Annotated in this window: 14 protein-coding genes and 3 pseudogenes; 13 read left to right on the top strand and 4 right to left on the bottom strand. The window is 69.1% G+C overall.

Going from position 1 to position 14,557, the window contains the following annotated elements:
- Positions 1–2 precede the first annotated feature (2 nt).
- From HEP81_RS42285 to HEP81_RS00975, 3 genes and pseudogenes are all read left to right on the top strand, one after another.
- Positions 3–204: pseudogene (locus tag HEP81_RS42285) on the top strand (IS630 family transposase); the annotation flags it as partial.
- A gap of 63 nt (positions 205–267) precedes the next feature.
- Positions 268–729, top strand: a complete 462-nt coding sequence (locus HEP81_RS00980) for an anti-sigma factor antagonist (protein ID WP_106980105.1) — start codon at positions 268–270, stop codon at positions 727–729.
- A gap of 893 nt (positions 730–1,622) precedes the next feature.
- Positions 1,623–2,497 (top strand): IS5 family transposase gene (locus HEP81_RS00975; RefSeq protein WP_207748323.1). Its coding sequence is split into 2 segments (ribosomal slippage): positions 1,623–2,016 and positions 2,016–2,497, totalling 876 coding nucleotides; the frame shifts between segments, so codons are not numbered across the junction.
- Positions 2,498–2,714: 217 nt separating this feature from the next.
- On the opposite strand, the gene HEP81_RS41060 is transcribed toward HEP81_RS00975, so the two are convergent.
- Together HEP81_RS41060 and HEP81_RS00965 are read right to left on the bottom strand one after the other, a co-directional pair.
- The gene (locus HEP81_RS41060; RefSeq protein ID WP_243279762.1) at positions 2,715–2,969 is read right to left on the bottom strand and encodes an NUDIX hydrolase; all 255 of its coding nucleotides are present in this window, start codon (positions 2,967–2,969) and stop codon (positions 2,715–2,717) included.
- A 156-nt stretch (positions 2,970–3,125) separates the two neighbouring features.
- Entirely contained in the window at positions 3,126–3,335 is a 210-nt protein-coding gene (locus HEP81_RS00965; RefSeq protein ID WP_051850788.1) for a GNAT family N-acetyltransferase, read from the bottom strand.
- A 158-nt stretch (positions 3,336–3,493) separates the two neighbouring features.
- Between HEP81_RS00965 and HEP81_RS42530 the strand changes: the two genes are divergently transcribed.
- The 6 genes and pseudogenes from HEP81_RS42530 (at position 3,494) to HEP81_RS00950 (ending at position 8,360) form a co-directional block, all read left to right on the top strand.
- Complete coding sequence (locus HEP81_RS42530; protein ID WP_397912824.1) at positions 3,494–3,616, top strand: hypothetical protein; 123 nt, start codon at positions 3,494–3,496, stop codon at positions 3,614–3,616.
- A pseudogene (locus HEP81_RS00960) lies at positions 3,617–4,434 on the top strand (IS256 family transposase); the annotation flags it as partial. It lies immediately after the preceding gene.
- 16 nt (positions 4,435–4,450) lie between these two features.
- Positions 4,451–4,698, top strand: a pseudogene (locus HEP81_RS41055) (ATP-binding protein); the annotation flags it as partial.
- A gap of 502 nt (positions 4,699–5,200) precedes the next feature.
- Positions 5,201–6,883, top strand: coding sequence for a SpoIIE family protein phosphatase (locus HEP81_RS41050; RefSeq protein ID WP_421673922.1), 1,683 nt, complete (start codon positions 5,201–5,203; stop codon positions 6,881–6,883).
- A complete protein-coding gene (locus tag HEP81_RS41045) occupies positions 6,880–7,968 on the top strand; it encodes a cobalamin B12-binding domain-containing protein (RefSeq protein WP_037664479.1) in 1,089 nt (362 codons plus the stop codon). Before HEP81_RS41050 ends, HEP81_RS41045 begins: the two co-directional genes overlap by 4 nt.
- Positions 7,965–8,360 carry an STAS domain-containing protein gene (locus HEP81_RS00950; RefSeq protein ID WP_051850785.1) on the top strand — a complete coding sequence of 132 codons (396 nt, stop codon included), beginning with the start codon at positions 7,965–7,967 and terminating at the stop codon, positions 8,358–8,360. Before HEP81_RS41045 ends, HEP81_RS00950 begins: the two co-directional genes overlap by 4 nt.
- A 215-nt stretch (positions 8,361–8,575) precedes the next feature.
- Here HEP81_RS00950 and HEP81_RS00945 read toward each other — a convergent pair whose 3' ends face one another.
- A complete protein-coding gene (locus tag HEP81_RS00945; RefSeq protein WP_172636760.1) occupies positions 8,576–9,124 on the bottom strand; it encodes a MarR family transcriptional regulator in 549 nt (182 codons plus the stop codon).
- 60 nt (positions 9,125–9,184) lie between these two features.
- Here HEP81_RS00945 and HEP81_RS42525 point away from each other — a divergent pair, with 60 nt between their 5' ends.
- The 4 genes from HEP81_RS42525 (at position 9,185) to HEP81_RS00925 (ending at position 13,750) form a co-directional block, all read left to right on the top strand.
- Positions 9,185–9,814: a helix-turn-helix domain-containing protein gene (locus HEP81_RS42525; protein ID WP_421673921.1), complete on the top strand. Its 630-nt coding sequence runs from the start codon at positions 9,185–9,187 to the stop codon at positions 9,812–9,814.
- Between the two features lie 1,727 nt (positions 9,815–11,541).
- The gene (locus tag HEP81_RS00935; protein WP_037664478.1) at positions 11,542–12,159 is read left to right on the top strand and encodes a tyrosine-type recombinase/integrase; all 618 of its coding nucleotides are present in this window, start codon (positions 11,542–11,544) and stop codon (positions 12,157–12,159) included.
- 229 nt (positions 12,160–12,388) lie between these two features.
- Complete coding sequence (locus HEP81_RS00930; RefSeq protein WP_037664476.1) at positions 12,389–12,595, top strand: helix-turn-helix domain-containing protein; 207 nt, start codon at positions 12,389–12,391, stop codon at positions 12,593–12,595.
- Positions 12,596–12,661: 66 nt separating this feature from the next.
- Positions 12,662–13,750 (top strand): tyrosine-type recombinase/integrase, encoded by a 1,089-nt coding sequence (locus tag HEP81_RS00925; protein ID WP_037664474.1) that lies wholly within the window; start codon positions 12,662–12,664, stop codon positions 13,748–13,750.
- 63 nt (positions 13,751–13,813) lie between these two features.
- Here the strand turns inward: HEP81_RS00925 and HEP81_RS00920 are convergent, their stop codons facing one another.
- Complete coding sequence (locus HEP81_RS00920; protein ID WP_078967822.1) at positions 13,814–14,515, bottom strand: hypothetical protein; 702 nt, start codon at positions 14,513–14,515, stop codon at positions 13,814–13,816.
- Between the last annotated feature and the right edge of the window lie 42 nt (positions 14,516–14,557).

Below are 14,557 nucleotides of genomic sequence, written 5' to 3'. Positions count from 1 at the left end.
GCCGTTACCTGTGCTCCCTCCACCCGGCCGGCACGCGTATCACGATCATCTGCGACAACTACTCACCTTCTGACGACCAGGCGATGCCAGCGCGTCGGGACCTGAGCAGAGGCGAACAATGTGGAGATCGCCTACACCTCGACTGACAGCTCCTGGCTCAACCGGTTCGAGGCGGAAACCGGCGCGGGCGAAGGGCTCGATCACCGCGCGACGCGCGCAGTGGGTGTCGATGAGGCCGGCCCGGCCGGGAAACCGCGTCCAGCGTGGATGAACGTCGTCGGACGGGGTAGCCGGGCTGCTGTCGTAGCACCCGAGCGAGGAGAACTTGTGAGCGAACCAGAAGGTCTGGGCGTCGAGGTGGCTGTGATCAGCTCCGACGCCGCTGTCATCACCGTCTGCGGAGAGCTCGACACCGACACCGGACTCGCCCTTCAGCACCAACTGGCCGGCCAGGTGGTGCACGGACGACGTCATCTCGTGCTGGATCTGGCGAACGTGCCGTTCATGGACTCCTCCGGGCTGCGCGTCATCGTACGGACCGTCAACGAGATGCGGCACATCGACGGGTCCATGTCCCTGGCCGCGCCCACCCAAGTGGTGCGACGTGTTCTCGACCTGACCGGGGTCGGCATGACCTGCCGGATATTCGACACAGCGGACGCGGCCTGTGAGGCTCTCCTCGGCGGGAGAGACGAGGTGTCGCATAGCGCGTCGTGCGACAAGTCTTGATCGACGACGAAAGACCAAGCGCGTAAGCCGTGGCAGGCAGCAGAGGCACACCCGGGCCGGTGCCGTTGGTCTGGCGCCGCCAGGGTCGTGATCAAGGGCTGACGCCCAGATGGCAAGTGCCGCGCCAGGTGTTCCGGTGCAGGCCCGGCGTCGTCGGTCAGAACCGCTCGACGGCGCCCCTCCCTGCTGGACGCACCGGGCGGTTGTCCGCCTCTGGAACGCCGGTCACGTAGGCCTGGACAGCCCGGCGCCGGGCGAGTCACCGTGCCGGCGGCCCTCCCGCCCACGCACGGGACGGGCGGGCCGATCCGTGGCGCGTTCCTGATGTTTGCCCGCCGACCTCCTGCGAATTGCCAGGATCGTGGTGTCGGCCCTGCGGCTACTGCTGCGTCCAGGCCGGTCGCCGCTCGGTGGCGGGGAAGTGCTTGAGCACCGCCACCTGCCGCTACTGCGTCGTCGACGGGACCGAGCAGCGCTGCCCGGATGCCACGTGGAGCACACCGCCAGAATCCGACAAGGGAACAGGGCGCCGCCCTGGGCGAGCGGCTGACGGCAAGACTCCTGACCCAGCCGGGCCTTCCTCAGCCAGCTGTGGCCGCCGCTTCGCCAGCGGCCCCCGTGCTGTCCCGAAGCGACAGCCGCAGTGGACGTGGCCGGCGCGGTGTGCGGCTCAAGCAGGTCGAGCAGTCGGAACGCTCAGCGCCCACCGCAGCTGTCCTTGCAGTCGACCAGGTGCATGTCGAGCTTTCTGGCCAGGTTCGCGGCCGGCTTGGTGAAGCTGCCGGTCACGACGAAATCGTGTGTGGTGAGGTGTGGCGGGAGTCAGGCGGCGCGTGCTCGACGATCTAGGGTCTGTTGCGAAAGTGGATCTTGTTCGTTGATGATCACCTTTCGTGGGACGTGGGGATCTGACGAACGGCCAGTGGGCCCGGCTTGAGCCGTTGCTGCCGCAAGGCATCAAGCCGGGTCGTCCGCAGGTGTGGACGCGGCGGCAGCTGATAGACGGCATACGGTGGCGGACCCGGACCGGTGCCCCATGGCGTGACGTGCCCGAACGCTACGGGCCGTGGGACCGGGTTTATGACCTGTTCCGGCGCTGGCAGCGGGACGGCACCTGGGCGAGGATCCTCACCCAGCTCCAGGCCGAGGCCGATGCGGAGGGCCTGGTCACCTGGGACGTGAACGTCGACTCCACCGTCTGCCGGGCTCACCAGCACGCTGCCGGCGCGGTGAAAAGGGGGATCTCCAGAAGGAACCGCCCGGCGGGATCTTCGTCGAGCCGGCCGACCACGGTCTCGGACGATCCCGCGGCGGGCTGACCAGCAAAATCCACCTCGCGGTCGAGCAGGGGCAGAAGCCCTTGTCCGTCGTGATCACGGCTGGACAGCGGGGCGATTCCCCGCAGTTCGAAGCGGTCCTGGAAGCCATCCGGGTTCCGAGGCTGGGACTCGGCAGGCCGCGCAAGAGGCCGGACCGGGTGCGGGCCGACAAGGCGTACGACTCCCGCAGCAACCGCTCCTACCTGCGCAGACGCGGCATCAAAGCCACCATCCCAGTCCCTGCGGACCGCGTCCGCAACCGCCTCAAGCGCGGCTCGCGCGGCGGGCGTCCACCGGCGTTCGACAAGGACGACTACAGGCAGCGGCACGCGGTCGAGTGCGGGATCAACCGGCTCAAACGCCACCGGGCCGTCGCCACTCGGTACGACAAACTCGCCGTCCGCTACGAAGCGACAGTGCTGGTCGCAGCCATCAACGAGTGGCTTTGACCAGCACTTTCACAACACGCCCTAGCCCTTCTCCTCGTCCCGAGCCGATGGAGGCCCGACCCCTGTCGTAGTGCACGGACCAGTCGGCGCGGGATACCACCACGATGCTGCTGCTGCTGCTCATTCATTCCCCCAGTCCCAGATGCCGAAGTACGCGGCCACGCCGGTGCGGCGGGCCCCCTCCACCGCGCTCGGTCGCGCGAAGTCACGGGCCGCATCAGGGCTTTCCACTCGTCCGGGGACAGGTATACGGAACTGGTCGTGCTCCTTCGGGTCGAGGGGCGGTGCCGCGGATTTGCGCCGCCGTGAGTCGGACGCCGTCGAAGACCATGCCGATGGTGCTATGGGGCCACTGGGCGCCGAGCAGTCCGTACGCGGTGGCCAGCAGCCGGGGCGGCCCGGGCGCGGTCAGGCCGGTCTCCTCCTGGCACTCTCGCACAGCCGTTTCGTAGGGCCGCTCGCCGATGTCCATCGTGCCGCCGACCAGCTGCCACGGATGGGCGTGGGAGTAGACGGAGTGCAGTTGGACGGCCGGTCGTCCGCGTCGGTGAAGTAGACGCACGCGAACGCGGTGGCCCGCAAGGCCGTCTCGGCGTACTCCTCGGGCGGCATACGCGCAGTGCCGCTCTCACGGGTGCCCGCTGCGGTTGGGACGTGTCCTGCGCATCAGCGTCGTATGCCCCCTGAAGCCGGGCTTCCGATAGAGCGGCTGGGCCTCCACGCCGGCGTGGAGCTCGAACAAGGTGACGCCCTCGGCGTCAGCGAGGTGGTCGAGCAGCGCGGTGACCACTGTGCGGGCGTAGCCGCGGCGCCGGAATTCCGGGCGGGCGGCCACCATGTGTACCCGGGTGGCCAGGCCCCAGCAGAGCCGGTTTCATCGGCTCCGCCTATGTCCGCTCGCTCCTCGGCCGGTCAGGGCCTCCGGTGCCACGGTCACCGTCCTGGACAGGGACTGTAAATCGTTCGGTGTAACTCCCGATCATGGAAGATGCATCGATGACCAGTGAGAACGTGGCCGGGCAGGAGACTGTCGAGTCGGCAGCGGCTGTGTCGGCGAAGGCCGTGGACAACCAGCTGATCGACGAACTGGTGAGCCGGGTTCAGGCCGAGGGCCTGTAGCTGACCGGTGAGGGCGGACTGCTGCAGCAGTTGACCAAGCGGCTACTGGAATCCGCCCTGGAGGGCGAGATCACCGACCACCTCGGCTATGCAAGGCACGATCCAGCCGCCAAGGACGGCGGCAACTCCCGCAACGGCAAGCGCTCCAAGACCGTCCTGACCGAGGTCGGGCCGGTGGAGATAGCCGTGCCCCTGCGACCGGGACGGCTCCTTCGAGCCGAAGATCGTCAAGAAGTGGCAGAAGCGCCTGACCGGCGTCGACGAGATGGTGATCTCGCTGGCGGTGAAGGGCCTGACCACCGGTGAGGTCCAGGCCCACCTGGCCGAGGTCTACGGCGCCGAGGTTTCCCGGCAGACCATCTCCACCATCACCGACAAGGTTCTCGCGGGCGTGGCCGAGCGGCAGAGCAGCCCTCCGGACCCCGTCTATCCGGTGGTCTTCATCGACGCCATCCACGTGAAGATCCGCGACGGCGCGGTCGCCAACCGTCCGATCTATGTCGCTCTGGCGGTCACCACCGAGGGCCGGCGGGAGTTCCTGGGCCTGTGGGCCGGCGACGGCGGTGAGGGCGCCAAGCACTGGCTGCACATCCTCACCGAGATCAAGGACCGCGGCGTGAACGACGTCCTCTTGCTGGTCTGCGACGGGCTCAAGGGCTTGCCCGAGGCGGTGGAGACCGTCTGGCCGCGGACCGTCGTGCAGACGTGCGTGGTGGCATCTGCTGCGGAACTCCTTCCGCTATGCCGCCCGCCAGGACTGGGACAAGATCGCCAAGCTTCTGAAGCCGGTCTACACGGCGCCGACCGAGGAGGCCGCTCTGGAGCGGTTCGCGGGTGGTCAGCGAGCTGGTCACCGACGCCCGCAAATACGCTCCCGCCCCGGTGCTGCTGGATTTGCGCATCCTCGGCGACCTGATCGAGGTCGTGGTGTGGGACTCCGACCCGGTCCTGCCCATAGCCCGGACCGGGTCGGCCACCATGGCCTGGAGATCGTGATGGCCGTGGCCCAGGGCTTCGAGGTCCAGCGCGAGCCGGTCGGCAAACGCATCACCGGCCGCCTCGCCCTGGCTGACGCTCCGGCGGCGCGGTTACCGGTCGCACGCCCCTGTAGAACCGACGAGCCGGCGCAGCGGGAGCAGCGCACGGAAGATAAGAGGAAGCGGCGGCATCACCAAAGCGCACGCAGTCGGTACGCGAGATGTGCGCTTGAGCGTGCGGGGAGAGGTGCCTCAAGGGCCTGGCCCGAGCGATGCCCGGCGCCGGGACAGGGTTCCTGCGCGACCCCCGCGTCCTGCCCGTGTTGTATCGCATGCCCACCATCGAATCCTGCGTCGACCATCGACCTCTGCGTCGACTGGGGAAGCACTCAGTGCACGAGGTCCCTCTCACACGCGCGGACGGCCTTCTTGCGCGCCCGCGCGTTCATCTGGCACGCGCGCGTGCGACCGTCCCTCGTACGGGGTTCGTCGGGCGCGAATCGCCGGTGGCCGGGCAGAGCGACTTGCGTCCGGCAGCAGGATGGGGAACTGTTGCCACACGACATCTATTTCCGAAGGCGGGAAGGTGGTGGGGCGCGCACCAGGCGTGCCTCTGCTTGTGTGCGCATTCCGCGGCTCCCCGGCAAGTCCGCGCAACGCCGCTGCCCATGTCGGGGCGGTGTGGAGCGAGGCCCCCTGCCCCGTACTCGTCGTCGACCGGCACGGCGCCCTCGTGCAGCTGAACCGGGCCGCCCGGTCCCTGCTGCCGCGGGCCTGCGGCGGCGTCCGGCTGGCTGACATCGCTCCGTCCTGGCTTTCCGACGCCCACCGGCACATGGCCGCCGGTGAACCGGGCGTCTCGCCGGGCCCGCTGACCGGCTCCATCGACGAGCGCCACTTCGAGGCATACCCCTCGCCGTCCGCCGAGGGCGGCGTGGTGTGGTGGCTGGTCGACGGCACCGACCGCCACCGGGCCGAGGAGGCCCTGCACAGCGCCCAGGAACGGTCTTCCGTCCTGGCGGAGGCTTCGAGCCGGCTCCTGGCCACGCTGAACGTGCCGCGCTGCATGGAGGTGACCGCCGCGATGGCCGCCGAGCACCTGGCCGAGGCCGCCGTGCTCGTCGCCCCGCCGCACGGCCGTCGGCACACCCTGACGTACGCGCACCGCGGCGGACCCGTCAGCCAGGTGACCCGGAAGATCGATCCGCGCGGCGTGGCCGGTCTCAGCGAGGCACTCCAGGGCTACCCACCTGTCCCGGCGCGTTGGATCAACCCCGACGACATTCCCGACTGGCTGATTCCCGAGGGGTTCACGGAGCCCGTCGGTTCGGTCATCATCGCCCCGCTGCCCGGCCACGGCGTGCCCGCGGGCGCGTTGGTCCTGTTGCGCTCCAGCACCAGGAAATGCTTCTCCGACGGCGAGGAGGCCTTCGCCCGGCTGTTCGCGGCACGGGCCGGCGCCGCCCTGTCCGCGGCCCGGCTGTACACCGAACAGGCCGCCATCACCGCCACGCTGATGCGGGAGCTGCTCCCGCCGGTCCTGGAACGCGTGCACGGCGTGGAGTACGCGGCCGGCTACCGTCCGGCCAAGGATCACGAACGGGTCGGCGGCGACTTCTACGACTTCCACCCGGGCGCCGATCCCACCCAGGAGACGCTCGTGGTCCTCGGCGACGTCGCGGGCAAGGGCCTGGACGCGGCCGTGCTGACCGGCAAGATCCGCAACACCCTGCACGCGCTGCTACCGCTCGCCGCCGACCACCAGCAGGTCCTGTCCCTGCTCAACGGCGCCCTGCTGACCTCGCACCACGCGCGGTTCGCCACGCTGGTGCTGGCCTCGGTGTCCAGGCGCGGCGGGTGGGTGCAGGCGCGGCTGACCAGCGCCGGACACATGCCCCCACTGATCGTCCGCAACAGCGGCGAGGTGGAGGAGGCCGCCACCCGCGGCACCCTGGTCGGCGCGCTTCCCGAGGTGAGCGCCTGCACGGTCGAGACCACGCTGGCGCCGGGAGAGACCTGTCTGCTGTACACCGACGGGATCACCGAGGCGCGCGGCGGTCCGCTCGGCGACGAGTTCTTCGGGGAGGACCGGCTTCGACGGGCGCTTGCGGAGTGCGTGGGCATGCCGGCCGAAGCCGTCGTGGAACGGGTCCAGATGCTTGCGGCCCAGTGGCTCGGCGGGGGCAGGCACGACGACATGGCCGTCCTCGCCATCAGCGCTCCCAAGACCGGCCCGCTGTCGGTCGTGGGAGGCGAAGTCCGGCATGCGCACAACAGGAGGAGCAGGTGAACCAGCTCGCCCGGGTCGCCCCGTTCCGGGAGCGGCTGTGGGAGGCAGTCGTGGCCGGTGACGAGTATGCCGCCGTGGCAGCCGTCCAGGACGCCTTGGCCGACGGGATCGGCGAGGAGGCGGTGCTGCTCGAAGTGGTCGCCCCGGTCCAGGAGACGATCGGCACGGACTGGGCGGCCAACCGGATCAGCGTCGCTCGCGAACACGCCGCCACGGCCATCAACGAACGGGTGGTCGCTGCCCTGGCCCTGCGACCGCGGCCGGACGGAGTTCAGCGGGCGGCCAGGGGCCGGGTGACCGTGGGCTGCGTGGACGGGGAGTGGCACTCATTCCCGGCCCGCCTGGTGGCGGAGGTGCTGCGGCTGCGCGGCTGGCAGGTGGACTACCTGGGTGCCCAGACGCCCACCCCCCACCTCATAGCCCACCTGCACCACACCGATCCGCAGGCCGTGCTGCTGTCCAGCTCGCTGCCCACCCGGCTGCCGGCCGCGCACATGGCGATCACCGCCTGCCAGGCCGTCGGCGTCCCGGTTCTCGCGGGCGGCAGGGCCTTCGGCGCGAACGGCAGATACGCCCGAGCGCTGGGGGCCGACGGATGGGCCCCGGACGCCCGCGGAGTGGGGGACGTGCTGGCGGGCGGCCTCCCGCGCCCCACCCCGGCAGCGGTCCGGCAGGCGGCCGACGACCTCCCGCACCTGGCCGACCAGGAGTACACACTGGTCATCCACTCCAAGGGGCCCCTGGTGAAGCAGACGCTCACCGACCTGGAGGACCGTTTTCCCGCGGCGCGCTCCTACACCGACGTCCAGCGGGAGCGCACCGCCGAGGACGTCGCCCACCTCGTCGACTTCCTCGCGTGCGCCCTCTACGTGGACGACGCCGAGGTGTTCACCGCGTTCCTCGCCTGGACCGCCGACATCCTGGAGGCGCGCGGTGTCCCGGCGCGGTCCCTGTCGGCGGGGCTGGACCTCCTGGCCCGGCAACTGCACGACTTCCCCCGGGCGTTGAACATCCTGAACGAGGGCGTCCACGCGCTGGACGCCCGCCCCAGCACGCCGACCGCCGACCACGAGACCACAGCATGACCGGATACGTTCCTCCCGAATTCAGTGTCGAGATCGCGGAAGAGCAGACGCGCTGCACCGTGCGCGTCGCGGGCGAGCTGGACTACGACACGAGCGACGAGTTGGTCGAGACCGTCGTCGTGCTTCTCCGACACCGGCCGCGCACCTCCGCGGTGCGACTGGACTTCAGCGGCCTGACCTGGATCGACTCCTCGGGTCTGTCCGCCCTGCTCATGATCCGCCGGACCACCAGCGCCATCGGCGCCGTCCTGTGCCTGGACAACCGCCCCGGCTTCCTGGACCAGCGGCTGCGCCTCACCGACATCCTCGACCATCTCACCGGCCCCGCCATGTCCGCGGCACCGCACGGTCTCGGGGAGGAGGACGACACCACCCGCGCCGGGGTCACCTGACCGGGTCCCGCGCCCCGCCGCGCCCGGCGTCGCGAAGAGTTGTGCCACACCTCGCGAGGATCCGGCGCTCCACGGGGTGGACGGAGTTGTGCGCGGGATCGTGAGGTACCCGTACACGACGTCACACTCGCGCCGTCGGCGACCAGCGACCACAGCGGGTCAACACGAGGCAGCCGTGTCTCGCACACACGGGGGGAGGACAGGGAATGCTCCGGTCAGGGGAGGCCGGTCGCGCGGACACCGGTCACGGGGGGAACGGCCGCGCCGGGCGGGGTGGTTCGGGCGGACTTGCTGTCGGAGCCCTGCGTGCCGTCGTGTATCCGCGCGGCCGCCACGGCGCAGAACGCCTGCAGCCCTTCGGCGAGGGCGGTCCGCTTCGTCCTCGGCATCAGGTCGAGCACGGCCCGCAACTCCGCCTCCCGGCGTCCGCGCAGGTCGGTGAGGAAGGCGCGGCCCCGGCCGCTGAGTCGCAGCCGCACCTCGCGCCGGTCCTCCGGACTGTGCTCGCGCTCCACGAAGCCGGCCGCCTGCAGCCTGTCGAACAGCCGGCTGGTCGCCGGCGGGGTCGAGGCGAGAGACGCGGCGAGCGTGCGCATATTGATGCCGTCGTGGTGTTCCAGGATATGCAGCAGGCGCAGCTGGGACGCCGACGCGGGCGCGGTGGAGGCCCGTCCCCACAGGACTTCCAGCAACTCCGCGGCGGTGGAGGTCACGCGCGCGATCCCGTCGGGCTCCGGGCGGCGGTCGAAGGAAGTCACAGTCATACTCTCGCAGGTACTGGGATCCCGGTCAGCGTACTACTGATCTTTTCGTAAGTTCGGTGGGTGTGCTGGGTCTGTGGGTGGAAGGATGTCCGGGTGGCTTATCGACCTTCCCCCTCGGCTGCCGGCTCCTCTCTTCCTCCTTTGTCACGGCCGCAGTTGGCGGAGGCACGGCGTGTTCGGGCAGTCGAGTTGTTCGAGGACGGCGTCTCCAACGCGGAGATCGCGAGGGCCGTAGGGGTGTGTGGCGAGAGTGTGCGGCGCTGGCGTCGGGTGTGGGAGCAAGGCGGTGCTTCGGCCCTGCGGCGGCGTGCGGCCACCGGACGCCCGCCCAAGCTGGACGACACCCAGGTCGAGAGGGTCCGGGCCGCGTTGGAGCAAGGTGCCCAGGCTCATGGTTTCGAGGCCGACCTGTGGACTCTGGAACGAGTCGGCACGGTCGTCACCCGGGCAACGGGGGTGGTGTTGTCGAGGGCGTCGGTGTGGCGGCTGCTGACCGGCCGGCTCGGATGGAGCCTGCACGGCCCGAACGGCGGGCGGTCGAGCGGGACGAGTCGGAGATCACCCGCTGGATCGCGCACGAGTGGCCGCGCATCAAAAAGGGGCCGTGAACACACGTGCCTGGATCGTCTTCCGATGACGCATCATGTGGAGTGCGTCGCCATCCTCGAACCGACCGCAAAGGGCTCCTGACCTGCGGTTTTGTGCGTGCGCATTATGTGCGATGTGGGCGTTACGGGCGATATCTTGACGCTGAAATGACGCTCTGCAAGGTATCTCGACGCTCATTTGACGCTCGTTCTGATGGGGCGTCAGGAGTTCTGTTGGGCAGGTCAGGGCCTGTTCAGGATGGTGTACCTCAGTGAGGCCGCGTACGGGGGCGACGCTCTGCGCGGAGCAGTGGGTCCTCCCTGGTCGATGTCCCGGAAGAGGCCAGCCAGCGGTGGCATCTACGGTGATGGCCGATCACGGGCCACTGAACTGCACGAATGGCCTTTCCGCTGTTCCCGCTCGTGCTCGTTGATGCAGCCGGAAGTCCCAGAGAAGTCCCAAGGCGCTTCCACAGTCCGCAGCCACTCTTTCGGCCCTATGCCGTTGGGAGGCGCGGTGTGAGCTGGCGCGCGGGGACCATCACGTGATTCGAGCTGGCCAGGACCTCGCTCAGGAACCACCCCGCGTATGCAGGGACCAAACCCCCTGCGTGCCGCGGGACTTCGCGATGCTGGGACCACCTACGCGTGCGCGGGGACCACACGCCGCGGCCAACCTCCAGCCGGCGACGGGGGACTACCCCGGCGTACGCGGGGACTACGGCGGCGCGGGCGGCCTGGCCGATGGGCGGCGGGGGCGCCCCCGCGTGCGCGGAGCGGACCAGCGTGGGTCGTCAAAGGTATCCGCGAGCGGCGGTTCACCTCCGCCCAGGCGGAGGTGAACCGACGCTCGGGCCCATCGCCAGCTTTTTCGGGGAGTCCGCTCCGCGCAGGCGGAGGCGAACCGACATCATCCGCGTCCTCGACCCCCGCATCGGCTTCCGCTCCGCGCAGGCGGAGGTGAACCGCCGATTGGTCGCCAGCCCTCGCGCTCGTCGCGGTCCGCTCCGCGCAGGGGGAGGTGAACCGCGCCAGCACAACACCGAGCACGCCCGGCACGTGTCCGCTCCGTGCAGGCGGAGGTGAACCGCCGTGCTTGCCGGTGGGGTTGGTGCAGGCGACGACCGCTCCGCTGACGCGTAGGTGAACCGCAGGGACGCCGCACCTGAGGCGGCACCGCGTGGTGTTCATAGCGCGAGCGGAGCTGCGACGTACGGCGCCCCGCGCTCCCGGGCGGTCTACGAGTGCTCTCAGCGTGCGCGTAGGTGAGCCGCGGGCGGGGAAGTGGCACTCCGCCTGCACGGAATGTTCTCCGCGTGAGCAGACGTGAGTCGAGCGGCGTATTGGCGCGCCTGATCGTTCTTCATCGGCCAGCGTCATGTCGAGAAGGGTGCGTTTCTGTTCAGCGCGACCCTTTGTGTCGCCGAAGAGAGCGGTGCTGGCGCGCTCCATCTTGCCAGTTCTCCGCGATTCGCGTTCCGCATTTCTACGCGATGTTCCGTTCGACAGGACAGGCGCTTAGAAGGCGCCTGCTCTGTCCTCACGTTTCCTGGCCGTCGAGGTGCAGGTATGGGTGGGTTAGGGCAGATTCGCCGACAGCAGACACATTGAGTCCCATACGGACTGGATTAACTCGGCGAAGGAAGCAAACCTAGAGCGGTCTTGGGAAAGCAGAACCTGCTCTCTGCGCATCGACCGAACCGCGACAGGTGCGTCGCGGGCGCAACATAGCCGACGATCGCCGGTTGGTCAAACCGGCGCTTCTCCAGACCATTGAATGACCAGGGGACGCCGACGCGTCCCGATGTCTCGTGTGAGGAGTCATGTAGCTTGTCGAAGCTGGCAATAGACGAATCGTCCTTGCTCTCTGCGGACCACGTTCGCGCCCTTCTGGAGTGGATCCAGGAGGCATCTTCGGGGGCCGTTTTCCCTTTCCTCGCCTCTGTGGCGGGCACCGCGCTTTCGCCGGGTGAAGCAGCCTCGATCCGGGTGCAGGACGTGACGCTCCCGGACGGGGAATTCGGGGAGGTGCTGGTCCGTGCCGGCAAGGGCCGAAGGGCTCCTGTCTCCCCGGACATCGTGGGTGTGCTGAGGCGCTGGATCGACGAGGCAGATTTGGAAGCTGAAGATCTGCTGTTCCCGGCTGAGCGGGGTGGGCCGTTGGCGTCCTCCGAGTACAAGAGGGCGTGGAGGCAAGCGCGCGAAGCGGTGTTGAGCCCGGACGAGGTGCAGGCGGGCTTGGGGGAGCAGGTCTCCAGCCTGCGCGACTCCTGTCTGGACCGCTGGCTCGAGGCAGGCGTTCCTGTATGGGGCGTCGCCGAATGGGCTGGCGTGAGTGCGAGCTGGATTGCGCTGCGGTACCCGCACCGCTTCCGGCTGGAAGATGCCGAGATCGACTGGGACCATCTGGAAGAGATCCTCCGTCTTCCGGATATTCCCGAGCGGTAGTTTCCCGTCCCGCGCTCCGATTCACGATCCGAGCGCGGGAGCACCGCCGCGTGCATCCCGAACGTCGGCGGTCCACCTTTCACGCGGCCGTGTCGCATGGCTCGGTCCCTCAGCGATCTGGTCCCACTGCCCTGGCAGGGCCGGTTGACCTGCGCCGTGGACCGCCGACAGCCCGGCTGAATCAATCCGCCTGCTTGGTCTTTCCCTTCCTGTTTCCGAGGACTCGCGCATGCCTGCCCATCTGCTGTCCATCCCCGCTGTCGCCGCCGCGTTGGACGTTGACCGCCGCACCGTCTACCGCTTCATCGCCGCCGGCGACCTCCCCGTCGTCGACCTGCGCACCGGGACGGAACGCTCCCGCGTCCGTGTCCCTGCTGCGGGACTGGAGGACTTCATCGCCAGGAGGCTGGTCGGTTCCCCGCGCCCCCGTCGGTGATCTCTCACCCCCAGTCCAGCCCTCACCGCTTCCGAACAAAGGAGTAGTACCGCGTACCTGCGCAAATTGAAGTCCGGCAAGTGGCAAGCCACCGTTCGCAACCGGGCCGGAGACCGGTTCAGCGAATCCTTCCCCCTCAAGGCCCAGGCGCGGGCCTGGGGCATCGAGCTGGAGACCCAGTTCGCCCGCGGAGGCATGCGCGACCCGCGGGCCGGCGAGATCACGTTCCGCGAGTGGCACGACCGGTGGTGGAACGCCCGCATCGTCGAACCCCACACCCTTCGGGGTGATGGGTCCAGCATCAAGAACCACGTCATGCCGTACTGGGCAGACTGGGAAATGCGGGCCATCACCCGCATGGACGTCCAGAGCTGGATCCGCTCCCTGGTCGAGAAGGGCGCAGGCCCTGCCGCGATCAAGCGGGCCTACAACCTGACGTCGTCCCTCATGCGCGCTGCTGTCGACGACGATGTGATCGCGGTGAGCCCGTGCCGCAGCATCGATCTGCCGCCCATCGCGGTCAAACCGCCGCAGTGGTTCACGCCCGACCAGGCGCAGAGCATCCTCGACGGACTCGCCCCCGTCTGGCGGACGATGTGCCTGCTCGGCTTCTACACCGGACTGCGCTGGGGCGAGCTCTCCGGCCTGCACCGCCACCGCATCGACACACGCCGCTCGCGCCTGTTCGTGGTGGAGGTCAATACCAAGAGCGGTATCAAGGAGTACCCGAAGAGTTCCAAGAGCCGCCGGGAGGTCCCGCTCCCGCCCCACGTCTTGGAGGCCCTCGAACGCCACATCCACCGGCTCGACCGCGACGCAGTGGTCTTCACGACCATCACCAAGGGCCGCTCCGGGCGCCTACTCGCTGACAGCAACTGGCGCCGGCAGACCTGGTGGCCCGCTGTCGAGGCTGCCTACCACTTCGGCGACGACGGTGAACTGCAGCTCGTCCCGCACTACCCACCGCACTCCATGCGCCACACTTGCGCCTCGTGGCTGGTCCAGAAGGGAGTCTCGCTCTACGAGGTCCAGCACCTCCTCGGCCACGAGAGCTTCCAGACCACCCAGCGCTACGCCCACCTTCAGCCGGATGCCCACAAGGCCGTCCTTGGAGCTTGGGAACGCATGGAAACCCCGCTCACCATCGCCGCATGAACGTTCCTTCGCCCTGCCCTTCACGGACAGGGCGAAGTCGTTTCCTGGTCGGATAGGGCCGGGTCACGTTCGTGGGTCGGTTGGCCGGTCGTCGGGAAGCGTCCAGCGGCCGTCGGTGTCGAAAGGCCACGGGTAGGCGTAGGAGTCGATCTTCGCCAGCTCACGCAGCACCTCCTGCCCGGCCGGCGGATCCATAGGAGTGCGCAAGGGTTCCCGTATGGGGTCGAGTTGCGCCGCGTACACCTCAGCCCATTCCAGCCAGTCCGCCTCGTCCGCCGCGACCGGCGCGTCGTCTGCTCGGGCGCGGGCTGCCTGGCAGAAGGCGCGGATCTCTTCGGCCTGCCGCCAGGCCCGAATCTGCCCGGTAAGAATCGTCGCCCTCTGCTGCTCGATCTGCTGCTCGCGAGCCCGCGCGACGGCCGCGTACCAACGGCGCCGCTGTTCGGCCTCACGCAGCTCCTTCTCCCGCTCCCGGCGGTCGGCTTCCGCCGCAAGGCGTTCGAGATCCTGCAGTAGGTGTCCCAGCCGTGACTCCAATGTCCACCGGGCGCTGTCGCTGTACGAGTACGAGTGCTGGTACCAGCTCCCGGAGGGTGCGCCGAGAGCGAGGCGACCGTTGAACTCTTCGTCGTACTTGGGCAGGCGCGTCCAGGGATTGCGCTCCTGTTGACGGCGCTCCTGCGGGGTCGGGTCGTGCGGCACCTTAGTCGTCCGCTCCGTGAGAGCGAGGTGAAAGGCTCGGCACCGGATCACGATCGCGACCATGTGTACGGCTTCACCGCGTTGCAGATCGCTCTGGGCCTCGAC

This window comes from Streptomyces griseofuscus (assembly GCF_014673495.1).
GTDB classification, from domain to species: Bacteria; Actinomycetota; Actinomycetes; order Streptomycetales; family Streptomycetaceae; genus Streptomyces; species Streptomyces murinus.
Note: the sequence above shows the minus strand (reverse complement) of the source record. Positions and strands in the feature narration are given on the sequence as shown.

Bases quoted from the DNA above. Each gene is read 5' to 3' on its own strand.
- HEP81_RS00980 (WP_106980105.1), top strand. From the start codon at position 268: ATGAACGTCGTCGGACGGGGTAGCCGGGCTGCTGTCGTAGCACCCGAG.
- HEP81_RS41060 (WP_243279762.1), bottom strand. From the start codon at position 2,969: ATGGACATCGGCGAGCGGCCCTACGAAACGGCTGTGCGAGAGTGCCAG.
- HEP81_RS00965 (WP_051850788.1), bottom strand. From the start codon at position 3,335: ATGGTGGCCGCCCGCCCGGAATTCCGGCGCCGCGGCTACGCCCGCACA.
- HEP81_RS42530 (WP_397912824.1), top strand. From the start codon at position 3,494: ATGACCAGTGAGAACGTGGCCGGGCAGGAGACTGTCGAGTCGGCAGCG.
- HEP81_RS00950 (WP_051850785.1), top strand. From the start codon at position 7,965: ATGACCGGATACGTTCCTCCCGAATTCAGTGTCGAGATCGCGGAAGAG.
- HEP81_RS00945 (WP_172636760.1), bottom strand. From the start codon at position 9,124: ATGACTGTGACTTCCTTCGACCGCCGCCCGGAGCCCGACGGGATCGCG.
- HEP81_RS00930 (WP_037664476.1), top strand. From the start codon at position 12,389: ATGCCTGCCCATCTGCTGTCCATCCCCGCTGTCGCCGCCGCGTTGGAC.
- HEP81_RS00920 (WP_078967822.1), bottom strand. From the start codon at position 14,515: ATGGTCGCGATCGTGATCCGGTGCCGAGCCTTTCACCTCGCTCTCACG.